12 protein-coding genes are annotated in these 12,725 nt (G+C 66.4%); 3 read left to right on the forward strand and 9 right to left on the reverse strand.

Annotated elements, in window-relative coordinates; translation table 11 throughout:
• Positions 1 to 77: 77 nt before the first annotated feature.
• The gene (locus tag HB681_RS35730) at positions 78 to 1,388 is read left to right on the forward strand and encodes a sorbosone dehydrogenase family protein (protein ID WP_213959641.1); all 1,311 of its coding nucleotides are present in this window, start codon (positions 78 to 80) and stop codon (positions 1,386 to 1,388) included.
• A gap of 321 nt (positions 1,389 to 1,709) precedes the next feature.
• Here HB681_RS35730 and HB681_RS35735 read toward each other — a convergent pair whose 3' ends face one another.
• Positions 1,710 to 2,507 carry an aldolase gene (locus HB681_RS35735; protein ID WP_213959642.1) on the reverse strand — a complete coding sequence of 266 codons (798 nt, stop codon included), beginning with the start codon at positions 2,505 to 2,507 and terminating at the stop codon, positions 1,710 to 1,712.
• Positions 2,508 to 2,528: 21 nt separating this feature from the next.
• Entirely contained in the window at positions 2,529 to 3,236 is a 708-nt protein-coding gene (locus tag HB681_RS35740; RefSeq protein ID WP_213959643.1) for an HAD-IA family hydrolase, read from the reverse strand.
• Positions 3,237 to 3,344: 108 nt separating this feature from the next.
• Between HB681_RS35740 and HB681_RS35745 the strand changes: the two genes are divergently transcribed.
• Positions 3,345 to 4,283: a LysR family transcriptional regulator gene (locus HB681_RS35745; protein ID WP_213959644.1), complete on the forward strand. Its 939-nt coding sequence runs from the start codon at positions 3,345 to 3,347 to the stop codon at positions 4,281 to 4,283.
• Positions 4,284 to 4,523: 240 nt separating this feature from the next.
• Here HB681_RS35745 and HB681_RS35750 read toward each other — a convergent pair whose 3' ends face one another.
• Entirely contained in the window at positions 4,524 to 5,024 is a 501-nt protein-coding gene (locus HB681_RS35750) for a nuclear transport factor 2 family protein (protein ID WP_213959645.1), read from the reverse strand.
• A gap of 88 nt (positions 5,025 to 5,112) precedes the next feature.
• Positions 5,113 to 5,259, reverse strand: coding sequence for a hypothetical protein (locus tag HB681_RS38565; protein WP_256735236.1), 147 nt, complete (start codon positions 5,257 to 5,259; stop codon positions 5,113 to 5,115).
• Between HB681_RS38565 and HB681_RS35755 the strand changes: the two genes are divergently transcribed.
• Positions 5,251 to 7,008 carry a tetratricopeptide repeat protein gene (locus HB681_RS35755; RefSeq protein WP_256735237.1) on the forward strand — a complete coding sequence of 586 codons (1,758 nt, stop codon included), beginning with the start codon at positions 5,251 to 5,253 and terminating at the stop codon, positions 7,006 to 7,008. The two genes, HB681_RS38565 and HB681_RS35755, sit on opposite strands and share 9 nt — an antisense overlap.
• Before the next feature lie 147 nt (positions 7,009 to 7,155).
• Here HB681_RS35755 and HB681_RS35760 read toward each other — a convergent pair whose 3' ends face one another.
• The 5 genes from HB681_RS35760 to HB681_RS35780 form a co-directional block, all read right to left on the reverse strand.
• On the reverse strand, positions 7,156 to 8,940 hold the full coding sequence (locus tag HB681_RS35760) for a hypothetical protein (RefSeq protein ID WP_256735238.1): 1,785 nt from the start codon (positions 8,938 to 8,940) through the stop codon (positions 7,156 to 7,158).
• Positions 8,941 to 9,009: 69 nt separating this feature from the next.
• On the reverse strand, positions 9,010 to 9,612 hold the full coding sequence (locus HB681_RS35765; protein ID WP_213959647.1) for a GNAT family N-acetyltransferase: 603 nt from the start codon (positions 9,610 to 9,612) through the stop codon (positions 9,010 to 9,012).
• A complete protein-coding gene (locus HB681_RS35770; protein WP_256354014.1) occupies positions 9,609 to 10,757 on the reverse strand; it encodes an alpha/beta fold hydrolase in 1,149 nt (382 codons plus the stop codon). The genes HB681_RS35765 and HB681_RS35770 overlap by 4 nt, the downstream gene beginning before the upstream one ends.
• Positions 10,754 to 11,248: a hypothetical protein gene (locus HB681_RS35775; RefSeq protein WP_213959648.1), complete on the reverse strand. Its 495-nt coding sequence runs from the start codon at positions 11,246 to 11,248 to the stop codon at positions 10,754 to 10,756. Before HB681_RS35775 ends, HB681_RS35770 begins: the two co-directional genes overlap by 4 nt.
• Positions 11,249 to 11,271: 23 nt before the next feature.
• Positions 11,272 to 12,645, reverse strand: a complete 1,374-nt coding sequence (locus tag HB681_RS35780; RefSeq protein ID WP_213959649.1) for an alpha/beta hydrolase — start codon at positions 12,643 to 12,645, stop codon at positions 11,272 to 11,274.
• Between the last annotated feature and the right edge of the window lie 80 nt (positions 12,646 to 12,725).

Genomic DNA, 12,725 nt, shown 5'->3' on the forward strand with positions numbered 1-12,725 from the left:
CTTGCTGAATGCGCTGCCGGAATAGGAAAGGGCTCCGTGGACATCGTGTTGGGTAATCTGGGACGAGAGGAACCTTGATGAGCATGTCGAGCGCGTTCGCGCAGATGGTTGCGCTGGCCGGTAATGCAGCGCTGCAGTGGCGCCGGATGCAGGCCGGCGATCCGACGCAGGCGGTCGGAGCCGCGCCGACGATCCCCGACGCACGCCCTCAGGGCCGCATCCCGACACTCAAGATGCCGACTGCGCGCGGCTGGTCCGGCGGGCACAAGCCGACACCGGCGCCCGGGCTCGAGGTCAACGCGTTCGCCACCGGACTGAAGCATCCGCGCTGGATCCACGTGCTGCCCAACGGCGATGTGACGGTGGCCGAAGCGCTGTTCGAGGCGGGCCCGGTCAAGTCCGTGTTCGACTACGCGATGGTCAGCACCATGCGGCGCGCCGCCGCGATCGGCCCGAGCCCGAACCGCATCACGCTGCTGCGCGATGCCGACCGCGACGGCATCGCCGAGGTCCGTTCGACGCTGCTCGAGGGCTTGAGCCAGCCCTTCGGCATGGCGCTGATCGGCGACGTGTTCTACGTCGGCAACACCGACGGCGTGGTGGCGTTCCCGTACACCCCCGGCACGACGCGGATCGACACGCCGGGCCGCCGCCTGAACGAATTCAAGCCGGGCGGCCACTGGACGCGCAGCCTGCTCGCGAGCCCCGACGGCAGCAAGCTCTTCGCTGCCGTCGGCTCGCTCAGCAACATTGCCGAAAGCGGCTTCGAGGTCGAAACCGGGCGCGCCTGCATCTACGAGATCGACCTCGCCACCGGCCGCAGCCGGATTTACGCCGACGGCCTGCGCAACCCGGTCGGCCTGGCCTGGGAACCGAACACCGGTCAACTGTGGACCGTGGTCAACGAGCGCGACGGCCTCGGTGACGAGACGCCGCCCGACTACCTGACCTCGGTGCGTGACGGCGGCTTTTATGGCTGGCCGTACTGCTACTGGGGCCGCACGGTCGACGACCGCGTGCCGCAGGACCAGGCCGCGCTCGCGCGCGCGCTGACACCCGACTACGCGCTCGGTGGGCACACCGCGTCGCTCGGCCTGTGCTGGCTGCCCGCCGGTACGCTGCCCGGCTGGCCCGCGGGCATGGCGATCGGCCAGCACGGCTCATGGAACCGAAGCAAGCTGAGCGGCTACCGGGTCGTGTTCGTGCCGTTCGAGGGCGGCCTCCCGGCAGGCCTGCCGCGCGACATCCTGAGCGGGTTCCTGTCGCCCGACGAAAGCGAGTCGTACGGGCGCCCGGTCGGCGTCGCAATCGGGCCCGACGGCGCGCTGCTTGTGGCAGACGACGTGGGTGACGTCATCTGGCGTGTCACCGCCGGCGGCGCGGGCTAGTACAAACGGCTTGCCAATCGCGCCAGCCAGCCTCTCAAGACCTGCACATGGTTGAGATCTCCGCAGCAGCGAAAGCGGTCGATCGCTGGAGCGCATCAGAGCGACCGCTTCGTGCTCCCTCCTGGACGACGTGCCCCGGCGATCACGCCTTGGAAGATGGCCGGGACCGCCGTTCCAAAGCGCACCCAGGAAACTGCCATTCGCTGACCACAAGGGCAGTCCGTCGACAAGGCGGGCATATCGACCGATCGCTTCATCGAGTTCTGCGACCGACGCACGCCCGATTGACAGCCGCCGGCACCGGTGCAGTCAGTCCATCCCTCATTCGTCGAGCGGGATGCCTTCTGCCCTGAGCATGCGCATCAAGCTGTCCAGGTGAGCCCGGGCACTTGCCGGGTCTCCGGCCCGCATCTGCTCATGGGTGCGCTGCGCCACCTCCGGCGCAATCGGCTTGATGGGCCGGCCGGCGCTCATGGCCTTGAGCTGCACTTCGGCGGCGCGCTCGAGGTAGTAGAGGTCGTCCCAGGCTTCGGCGACATTGGGGCCCGTGACCATGACACCATGGCTCTTCAGGAACACGATGTCGGCATCGCCCATCGCCTGGGCGATGCGATCGCCTTCGGAGGCGTCCAGCGCCAGCCCGTTGTAGTGCTCGTCGACAGCGGTCCGGCCGTAGAACTTCAGCGCAGTCTGGCCGGCCCATATCAGCGGCGGTCCTTCGAGCATGCTCAGCGCGGTGGCATGGGGCATATGGGTGTGCAGCGCGACCTTGATGCGGGGCTTCAGCCGATGCAGGCGAGCGTGGATATGGAAGGCCGTCGCCTCCGGTACCCCTTCGCCGGCCAGGACGTTGCCATCGAAATCGCAGACCAGCAACCGCGATGCCGTGATCTCGCCAAAGGCGTAGCCGAAGGGGTTGATGAACATCAGGCCGTCGTGCCCCGGCACCACGGCCGAGAAGTGGTTGCAGATCCCCTCCTCGAACCCGAACCTGGCGGCGAGACGGAAGCACGCGGCGAGTTCGACGCGCGCCGCCATGGCCGCCTCCGAGTCAAGTTTCAGCGTCGGTGAAGCCAGTGAAGCAGGTGAGGCCGGGGAGACAGCCAGCGTGTGTGCCATGGTGGATTTCCTCAAGCGTCTTCACAACCAGCCCAGCTCGTTGAAGAGCGGGGCGACCTGATCGAGCTTGCTCAGCGTGGCGTCCGGCGTGTAGTCGGGAAGCAGCTGGCGGCCGGTCCCGCGGTCGATCCAGACGCAACGGAAGCCGACATCCCGCGCGGCGGCGTGGTCCAGGTGCGGGCTGGCGCAGATGTGGACCACGTCATCCTTCGAAACGCCAAGCTGGGCGTGTGCATGGTCGAACAGGCCACGGGCCGGCTTGTAGACCCCCGCTTGCTGGGCCGTGATGACGCGGTCGATCAGTCCGTCGAGTTGCGCCACGTTGGACGCGATGATGTCGTCGTCGGTGTTGGAGACGATGCAGAGATTGAAGCCCGCGGTCTTCAAGCGGCGCAGCGATTCGACGACTTCCGGGAAAGGAGGCATGGCGCCAATGCCGTCCGTGAGGACGCTGATGTCATCGGGAGAGCTCCGCAGCCCCAGTTCGTCGAGCGCCAGGCGCAGACTCTCGCCCGCGACCGTGCGGAACGAGCGATGCGGGGGCGTCTGCTCCAGCGCGTGCTCGTGCGAGTCGTAGATCGAAATGAGTCGAGCGGGATCGATGTCGACCGAGCCCTTGCTGCGCAGGATGCGCTCGACGGCGGCCAGCAGGCCTTCGTCCCATTGAATCAGCGTGCCGTAGCAGTCGAAGGTCAGCCATTGCGGGCGGGGGGTATTGAAGAGCGGCATTCAGTGCACCGTGTCGGATGAGAGGCCTCGATGGTGCTCAGGTGCTCGATTATTTGGAAATTAAATCTTTCCATGATTGTCAGTGGATAATCGACTGACGGAGGCCATATGCTGGATCTTGAACTTCTGAAAACCCTGGTGTGCGTTGTTGACGAGCGCAGCTTCTCGCGTGCCGCCGACCGCGTGCACAGGACCCAATCGACCGTGAGCCAGCAGATCCTCAAGCTGGAAGACAGGATGGGGCAGGCGCTGCTGCTGCGTGACCGCACCGGCAAGCGCGTCGTGCCGACAGAAGGCGGCGAGCGGCTTGCGCACTATGCCCGCAAGCTGCTGGCGATGGCGCAGGAAGCCGAAGACGCCTTGGCGCGACCCGCGTCCTTGCCACCCGTGCGTATCGGCGTTCCCGAGGACTTCGATGCGGTTCGGATGTCGACGATCCTGTCCGGCTACATGGCATCGCACGCCGACGTGCGACTGGAAACGGTGAGCGGCATGAGCATCGACCTGCGACGCCGCTTGGACGCAGGCGAGATCGACATTGCGCTCGTCAAGCGCGAGCCCGGGGCCGGCGAGTGCATCGCCGCCTGGCCGGAGCGCCTCGTGTGGGTCACCGGTGCGCAGGGCCTGCGCCGGGAAGAGAGCAGCGTGCCCTTGGCACTGTTCCCCGACGGTTGCATCTATCGGCAGCGCGCCATCCGCTCACTGGAGATCGCCGGCCGGCCTTGGCGAGTGGCCTTCGGCAGCCAGAGCCTCACCGGCATCCAGGCGGCCGTGGCTTGTGGGCTCGGCGTGACGGTGCTGCCGATGAGTGCCGTCATGGAAGGTCACGCGCTCCTTGGAACGCGTGATGGCTTTCCCGAACTGCCTCCGACAGAGCTCGCGCTCGTGACTTCGACGCAGCCCTTGAGCGCCGTTCAGCGAGAGATCGCGCAGTATCTGGCGACCGAGGTTGAAGTGCATGCCAGCTCGACCGCTTCGCGGAAGCAACGCGCAACGCGCGCCCGAAGTGGCCCGTCGCAACGCGCCACCAGTTCCGCAAGAGCCTGAGGCATCGCCCACATCGAGCCCTTGCGAAAACTGGCGCTTTTCCGGACTAGCACTTCGGCGCCGTGGTGAGCCGCCGTTCGATCGGGGGCACTACTGCAATGGCGCAGTTGGTAGAGGGACGGAGCCCGGGCCATGTCTGTACTACCTTGGAACCGGTCGTAGATCCTGGGATGGCCCGAGCGCCTGAAAGACCGCAGCCGGCCGAGGCGCAGCATCCTCCATCCTCTATCGGCGAGCATCTCAAGGCGCCGGCGCAGCGATCGGAAAGATGGACAACACGCGCCACGCGCCCCCCGATTTCACGAGCACCTGGTTCAGGAAGAGCCGGGTGACCTGCGGTGCCTGCCCGGCCGGACCGGTCGTGAACTGGACCGGCACATGGACTTCGGCAACGTCTTCGCCGATCGGCACGACCCGAAAGCCGCCGTATTCCGGGTCCAGCCGCCAAGTGCCCGTATAAAGCTTCGCGAACTGCTGCAACGCCGCGTCTCGCCCCCAAATGACTGTTCCGCGTGTGATCCACAGGAATCCGGGGGAGTCCGCGAGCAACCCCTCCAGCGCCTTGGCATCGTGCGTGTTCTGCACTTGCACGAATCGCTCGAAGCTCGCGCGCACCTCGTCTTCGGCGGCAGCCTGGGCCGCGCCGCCTTGGCAAATAGCCGTAGCAATGAGCAACGCAATCGAATGGGGTCCTGGCCGGATGTTCATGATGAGCTCCTTTGGATCGTCACGCTCCGGCACATGCCGGTGCTACGATGGTTCGCGCTTCGCTCGCACCAGTCCCTGCACAAGGGCTGGATTTCTCCTGCAAAAGCCCTGAGGCACGGGGTCAGGCGACATGAAGGGTCACGAAGAGTCGATCTTTCGATGCGGCAACATCCTGCTGGTGCCCAGCGAACGCCTGCTCATGCAAGGCGGCCAGGCGGTCGAGATCACCGGCAAGGCCTTCGACATCCTCGTCGCGCTGATGCGCCATCCGGGGCACCTCGTCAGCAAGGATCAACTGCTGCAGCAGGTCTGGCCGGGGCTGGTCGTCGAAGAAGTCAACCTCAGCGTGAACGTGTCGGCGATCCGGAAGGTGCTGGGGCGATCGCCCGATGGCGCCGGGTGGATCGAAACGGTTGCGCGCCAGGGCTACCGCTTCGTCGGCCCCGTCGAGTTTGAAAACATCGCGACCTTGAACCTCGCGCAATTGCGCGGTGGTGGAGGCTCAGGCCCACCCGTGACTCCGGCGCCAACGCCGGTGGCAGCGGGGCCAGCGCGTCGAACGGCCGCCTGGCTGCTTGCGGGCGTGCTGTGGGTGCTGGTGGCCGCCTTCATCGCCTGGCAGTTGGCTGCACGGCCCGATCCATACGATTCAGTCGCGGTCCTGCCCTTTGCCGTCGACGTACCCGCGATCGCATACCTCGCCGATGGAATCTCCGACAGCGTTATTGACAGACTGACGCTGATTCGCGGCCTTCGTGTGACGCCACGCGCCTCCACCCTGGGCTTCAAGGGCAGGCCTGTCGACGCAAAGGATGCCGGACGCAAGCTGAATGCTGCCGCCATCCTCAGCGGAACGCTTGTGGAGCGGGGGAAGGATTTGACCCTCCGGCTCGAGTTGTTCGATGTCGCGCGTCAGCGCAGCGTCTGGAAGTCGACCTACGAGATTCCGGCCACCGACCTGCCGCATCTGCCTGCCCGCCTCTCCGCAGACCTGCTTCGAGAACTGCGCGTGAATCCTCCGGAAGCGCAGATCAACGCCCTGGGTCGCCGGCCCACCGCCCATGACGCGGCGTACCGGGCTTATCTACAGGGCCGCTTCCTGTGGAATGAACGCAGCGAAGAGGGCCTTCAACGCGCCATCAAGCACTTCCACCGCGCAATCGAACTCGACGCGGACTTTGCGCTCGCGTACGCCGCACTTGCCGATGCGCACACCACGCTCGGCTACCTGAGCTACGTGGCACCCGTCGGCGCCTTTCCCGTGGCGCGCCCCTATGCCCTGAAGGCACTTGAACTGGATCCTTCTCTGGGGCAGGCGCACGCTTCGCTGGCCTATATCAAGTTCTACTTCGACTGGGACTGGGCGGGCGCTCGCGAGGAATTCGCGCGGGCCATTGCGTTGAACCCCAACGACCCGCTTGCACACCAGTGGTACGCGGTCTACCTGCTGGCGACAGGCGATGCCGACGCGGCCTTTCGGGAGATCGGCACCGGGCACCGCCTCGATCCGCTGTCACTCGCCATCAACACCGACATCGGATTCCACCACTATTACAACGGCCGCGAGGCGCAGGCGATTGCGCAATTGCAGTCGGTTCTCGGCATGAAGAGCGACTTCCTCCTGGCGCATCTGTGGATGGGCCGTGCCCTTGTCGAGACGGGCCGGTATGACGAGGCGCTCGTGGAGACCGCCAGCGCCGAACGTGTGGCACCTGGGTGGCCCGTCCTGGTCGCCGCCCGCGGCTACACCTGCGGCGTGGCGGGACGCAAGGATGACGCGCGATCCGTGCTGCTGGAGATGGAAGCCCTGTCGACGCACCGCTTCGTCACCGCCTATGGGGTGGCGCTCGTGCATGCGGGACTCGGCCAGAAAGATGAGGCTTTCGCTTGGCTCGACAAGGCCTTCGAGGAACGCTCCAACTGGCTCGTCTGGTTGCGGCTGGACCCGCGCTGGAAATCGCTTCGGGACGATCGCAGATTCACTGCCCTTGTCGAACGGATGAAGTTCCCATCTTGACGTGCGCGGCGTGCATTGCTCGTTCGCGGATTCGATCCGGCCTCGGTCGGCCGGTCTAACGCATCATGGGCAATCGCGTTTCGTCGACGCCGCCGCCCTCAGCCTCAAAGCGGCGCCGAACTGCGGCGCCATACATGTTGCGCCGACTCAGTCCTCGAGCCGCTTCATCTTCGACGTATCCATGCGCATCAGTCCGAACGCCATGCCGAACAGGATGTTGCCGTCCGGATCGCACTTGATCGGCGCAAACATGCCATTGAAGCGCGGATCGGTGCCGGTGCGGATCCGCAGCACGGTCTTGCCGGTATCGAGGTCCATGCCGATGAGGTGGCGGTCATTCATGCGGTCCGCGAAATAGCCGTCGATGATCGCCATCCGGCTGCCGCCGCTGATCATCGGCACGATCGAAATCGAGCCCAGGTCGGTGCGGGTCCACTGGGTTTTCCATGCATGTGTGCTCGGGTCCCACTTCATCATCGCGGCGCCGCGCGGGCTGGGACGGGTTGCGCCGTTGATCATGGACGCGAAATAGGACTGGTTGCTCAATTGCGGCGCTTGCCTGGTCGGGATGTTGTTGATCACGAAGGCATAGTCGCCATACACCGCCACCGATTGCTCGGATTGCACTGTGTCTATCTCCGGTCCCAGGTCGACTTCGCGCTGATCGGCGATGCGCCTCGACAGCGTGCCGGGCTTCTGCTTCCAGCCTGCAGGAATCTTGTCGCGCCACATCGCCACCAGGCGCATCTTGTTGGCGCCATCGGTGAACACGACCAGCTTGTCGTCCTTCGCTCCAAAACCCATCAGCGTGGGCGTCGAACCCGTGCCGTCGGCGATCTTGATGCTCGTGAACTTGGCGCCGCGCTCATAGGGCTCCTGCCATGCGCCGCTCTTTTCGTCGGCGTGGATCTTGCCCTTCGCGTCGACCACCAGGCGATACATCGTCGTGTTGGAGGCCACGTACACCGCGCCGCCGCCCATCTCCCGGCCGGTGGCAAAGCCGTTGAGGAACAGTTCGTCGCTGCCCTTGACCGCATACACATCGACCACTTCCAAGGTCTTGCGGTCGAGGGTAATGATCTTGCCGCCGACGGTATTGGCCAGCAGGTAGCCGTTGTAGGTCATGCCGATTCCGAACATGGCATCGACCGGATAACGCGTGCCGCGCTTGGCCTTCTCGTTGTCGAACAGTTCCTCCGGCAGGACCTTTTCCCTGGGCGGCAGCAGGCGCGATTCCGGATCCTTCGGATCGGACTGGGCGATCGTGAACAGCCGGCGGCCGCTGGCACCGACGAAAGTATCTTCGCGCGTCAGCAGCGAATAGATGGCGCCGGTCCGAACCTGGTCTTCGACCGCGGTGAGCATGCGGTTGGGTTGCGACTTCATGTAGTCGAGCAGCCCCTGTTCATCCTTCGCCTGCAGGAATTTCTGCACCTCGGCGGCCTGCGCCATGCGCTGCTCGGGCGTGGCTTCCTTGTAGTCCGGCAGCGAGAGCGGGATCTTCATCCGGTCGATCTCGACGAACTTGCCGTTGTCGATACGCAGCTTGCGCAGCGAAAAACCAGACCACCACCAGTAGATTTCCTTGCCGCCGACCTTGTCGCTGTAATGCGGCAGGCTGGCCGATTCATTGGGGACCACATCGAAGGAACCCGGCGTGACTTCGAACGCGCCGCGCGGCACGGCGATGTCGGTGCTGTCGGTGGCCGCGTCGTTCCAGTGGCCCTGGTTGTTGTAGGACTGTGCGAGGTAGGGGTTGTATTGCGGCATCGTGGACGAAGCCGCCGACGCGGCGCCGGCCAGCATCAATGCAATGCCTGCGATCGCAAGCCGTGATCCATGCCACCGCGAAGCCCGGCCGCATTGCTGCGTGCCCAAGGTCTTCGCTGTCGGGGTGACACCGTGAATTGAAAGTTCTCTGTTGCTTGTCATAGGTCAGTCTCCGTGTGTGCCGGTCAAGACCGGCGAGTTGTAGTGAATGAAAGAGTCATGCGAGTGGATTCACGCGCTCAATGCCCGGTCCAGGCCCATCACCTGCATGCGCGCCTGCACCTCGTCGATGTCGTGGCCGAGCAGCGCCAGGTCGTGCGAACGGCCTTCGCGATCCTTGACGTGATCGCGCAGGACCGCTTCCGCGCGGAAGCCAAGTTCCTCGAACAGCGCAATGGCGGCGCCCTGGTCCACCGTCATCCGCACGATGAGCTTGTCGAGTCCGAAGCCCAGCGCCAGTGCAAAGCTTTCCTGCACCAGCACGCGGCCCAGCCCGCGGCCGCGCCATGACGTATCCACCAGCACGCGCAGTTCGCCCACGTGCGCGGACCACGACAGCGGATCGATGACGATCGCCGTGCATCCGACCAGTTGGTCGCCCTCGAATGCCACCAGGCTGCGCATGCGGTCATCCGCCAGGGCGCTCATCCAGGCGGCCAGCACCTTGGGGTGGCTGATGTCCTGGCTCACGAACAGCAGGTCGTGCGCGGGCAACGACTGGACGAAGGCGCCGACGGCGGCTGCGTCGTCCGGCGTCATCCAGCGCACGGTGATGCCGGACTTGCCCAGCTTGAAGTGGCGCGGGTAGTCGCGCGAAAGCGGTTTTTTCTTCATACGGACCTCGGGGCTAACCATTGATCGAGTGCGGGCCACATGCGCTTGACGGCATTGGGGCCTGCCACCAGGCTGGCATGGCCGCCTGGCAGGATGAGTTCGGACTTGTCGCGCGAGCCCGCGCGTTCGACCAGGGGGCGCCCGCACGCCTGCGGGACCATGTGGTCGTACTGGGCCATGATGTGCAGCAGCGGCACCTCGATGTTCTCCAGCCGCACCGGCCGGCCGCCGATGCGCAGCGTGTCGTTGACAAGGCCGTTCTTGCGGATCAGCTCTTTCAGGATCTGCCGCGAGTAGGTGCCGGCCATCGGCAGCGTCTCGGCTTCGCAGCGCTGCATCATGCGGTACGCCTTGACGTACTTGTCGTTCCACATGTTGTCCCACAGCCGTACCTGCGCGACGGCCCGGCTGGCAGGGCGCTGCAGGTTGATGGCGGAGATGATGGACTCGGGCGGCACCAGGTCCACAGCCTCGATCAGGCGGTCGACGTCCCGGTCCTGCGAGCCGGCGATGGACGCGGCCAGCGTCGTCTGGGTCCAGTCGATCGGCGTTGTGAACGTGACCAGGTTCTTCAGGGGCCCACCCGGGTGCAGTGCGGCGTAGATGGTGGCGAGCACGCCGCCCATGCAGTAGCCGATCAGCGAGACATCGGGTTCGCCGCAGTGCTGCTGCACGCGGCGGATGCTGTCGGGTATGAAGTCGAGCACGTAGTCCTCGATGCGCAACCCGCTTTCTGCGCGCGTGGGGGCGTTCCAGTCCATCACGTAGACGTCGTAGCCATGCCGCATGAGGTACTCGACCATGCTCTGGCCCGGGGTCAGGTCGAAGAAGTTGGCCTTGTTCGTCGTGGCCATCACCAGCAGCAGCGGCACGCGGTAGAGCTCGTCGTTGAGAGGCTCGTAGTGGTACAGGCCCAGCGTGCCGCGCCGGTGCAGCAGGCGGCGCGGCGTCACGCCCACCTGCGGCGCCGGCGAGCCGAAGTACTCCAGGCCCTTGAACCCGCGCTGGATCATTCGCTCGACTTCCTCGCGCAGCCGCGCGGCCGGCGTCGGTTCGGCGGCGGCCGGCGGCATCGGCGCGGCCTTCTTCGACGCTGCCCGCGGTGTCGGGGGCGGCGCCTTTGCTGTAGCCGATCTCGAGATCATCGGCGGGCTCCTTTCGCGTCCGAAACCCGCTTGGCGGCAGGGGCACGTCTGGTGGCGGGCGCAGGCTTGGCGGCAGGCGCAGGCTTGGCGGTGGACACATGTCTGGCAGCGGGCGCAGGCTCTGCCGGCGCGGAGGCGGCCGGCAGCGGCAGCGGTGGCGGCGGCCGACGCGTGCGCCTGGGTGCGGACTGCGCGGCATGCTGCGCAGGCGTGGGAAGCAACTGGTCGAGCTTGTCCTCGACGCGCTGCACGGCGGCCGCCAGCGCGGCCAGTTCACTGCGGCTGGGCAGGTCCAGGCGCTTGAGCACGCTGGCCTGAGCCTGCCCGGTCAGGTGCTTCAGGCCCAGCGGCCACTGCGCGAGGCTGCCGAGCGTGCGCACGAAGTCGGCGTCCGCCATCTTGCGGCTGGCGTAGGCGTTGACGCCGGTCTCGAACTGGTCGAGCGCCTGCCGACCCAGGGCCATTGGGTCGGGTATCTTGGGTCGTGTCATGTTTGTCGTCTCCATCGTTGTTCTCAGGCAACCGGCCGCGACGGGTGGGTCTGGCGCACATGCCGCCGGTCCAGCCGCGACATCGCCAGCCGGCGCAGCCCCAGGGCCGGCCCGAGGGTCCACCCTGCCAGGCGGCCCACGGACCGCGCGGCGCGCGGTGCTGCCAGGTTCAGCAAGGTGTGGCCCCACCGCTCGGAGGAGATCCACAGCAGCAGTGCGGTGCTGGCGCACTCGGCCACCAGGTGGTGCACGAGCGGGGGCGGCGGGCCTGGCGGGTCGGTGATCTCCAGCGTTCGGTCGGTCAGCGCCGTGCTGCCGAAAGTCGTGGCCAGCGCAGTGGCGACGCGTTCGAGCGCATCGCGGCCAGCGCCTATCACGGTGTCGAAGTTCAGGAAGCCGTGGATCTGGCCGGCGTAGTGCAGCAACTCCACCGGTATGCCGGCCGTGCGCAGGCGTGCCACATAGTCCAGCCCGTCGTCGCGCAGCGGGTCGAAGCCGGCGGTGATGACCAGGGCCGGCGGCAGGCCGCGCAGGTCCGGATTGCGGCGGGGCGACAGCCTGGGATCGCTCAAGCCCTCGCTCGCGCTCTCGCCGAGCAGGCTCTTGATCCAGCCGGTCACTTTCTCGTCGAGCAGGTAGCCGCCCTTGGCGTTCTCGGCGTGCGACGGAAACTCGTGCAGCAGATCGGTGACCGGGTAGGCCAGCACCTGCAGCGACACATGCGGGCCGTCATGGCTCTGGCATGCCTGCGCGACGGCGGCGCTGATGTTGCCGCCAGCGGAATCGCCGCCGATGGCCAGCCGCGCGGTGTCGACGCCGATCGATGCGCCGTGCTCGGCGACCCAGCGCAGCGCGGCCATGAAGTCCTCGCGGCTGGCAACCAGGTCATGCTCGGGCGCGAGCCGGTAGCGCACGGCGATCGCGATGCAATCTGCTTCCAGCGCGACCTGCCGGCAGATGGATTCCGCGGTGTCCAGTCCGCCGGTGACGAAGCCGCCGCCATGGCACCACAGGAAGGCTGGCCGTGGCTTCGATTCGCGCTTGGGCGTGAAGATGCGCAGTGCGATCTGTCCGCCGGGGCCGGCGATCGTGCGCTCGGTCACTTCGGCCATGTCGGGCCGGTCGCCATAGGCCAGGGCCGACAGGCGGATGATCTCGCGCTGGGCTTTCAGGGGAACGAGCTTTTGCGGAATGAGAGGCTGGACCAGGTTGAGCATGCGCAGGAAGGCGCGCGTCGCCCGGTCGGGACGGGGACTGCGCAAGGCCTTCGGCATGCCGATGTCGGGGCCGAGCCTGGGCGGCACCGGATGTGCCGTCAGGGGGGTCGCTCGTGCAGCGTCGGTCCTGCTGGACGCGGCGTGCTTGCGCGGCTGCTTTGGCCGTCGCTCGATGGTCATGGCGTTTCCGTCTTCTTCTTTGATGGTTGTCGTGCTCGCCTGCAGCGATGGATTCGTGTGTGCGCAGGTGGGGGGCTCGG

This window comes from Variovorax sp. dw_954 (assembly GCF_018449755.1).
Classification (GTDB): Bacteria; Pseudomonadota; Gammaproteobacteria; order Burkholderiales; family Burkholderiaceae_C; genus Variovorax.

Coding starts and splice junctions, on each gene's coding strand:
- HB681_RS35770 (WP_256354014.1), bottom strand. CDS start 10,757: ATGATCTCGAGATCGGCTACAGCAAAGGCGCCGCCCCCGACACCGCGG.
- HB681_RS35780 (WP_213959649.1), bottom strand. CDS start 12,645: ATGACCATCGAGCGACGGCCAAAGCAGCCGCGCAAGCACGCCGCGTCC.
- HB681_RS35760 (WP_256735238.1), bottom strand. CDS start 8,940: ATGACAAGCAACAGAGAACTTTCAATTCACGGTGTCACCCCGACAGCG.
- HB681_RS35745 (WP_213959644.1), top strand. CDS start 3,345: ATGCTGGATCTTGAACTTCTGAAAACCCTGGTGTGCGTTGTTGACGAG.
- HB681_RS35755 (WP_256735237.1), top strand. CDS start 5,251: ATGCGCCATCCGGGGCACCTCGTCAGCAAGGATCAACTGCTGCAGCAG.
- HB681_RS35730 (WP_213959641.1), top strand. CDS start 78: ATGAGCATGTCGAGCGCGTTCGCGCAGATGGTTGCGCTGGCCGGTAAT.
- HB681_RS35765 (WP_213959647.1), bottom strand. CDS start 9,612: ATGAAGAAAAAACCGCTTTCGCGCGACTACCCGCGCCACTTCAAGCTG.
- HB681_RS35775 (WP_213959648.1), bottom strand. CDS start 11,248: ATGACACGACCCAAGATACCCGACCCAATGGCCCTGGGTCGGCAGGCG.
- HB681_RS38565 (WP_256735236.1), bottom strand. CDS start 5,259: ATGGCGCATCAGCGCGACGAGGATGTCGAAGGCCTTGCCGGTGATCTC.
- HB681_RS35740 (WP_213959643.1), bottom strand. CDS start 3,236: ATGCCGCTCTTCAATACCCCCCGCCCGCAATGGCTGACCTTCGACTGC.
- HB681_RS35735 (WP_213959642.1), bottom strand. CDS start 2,507: ATGGCACACACGCTGGCTGTCTCCCCGGCCTCACCTGCTTCACTGGCT.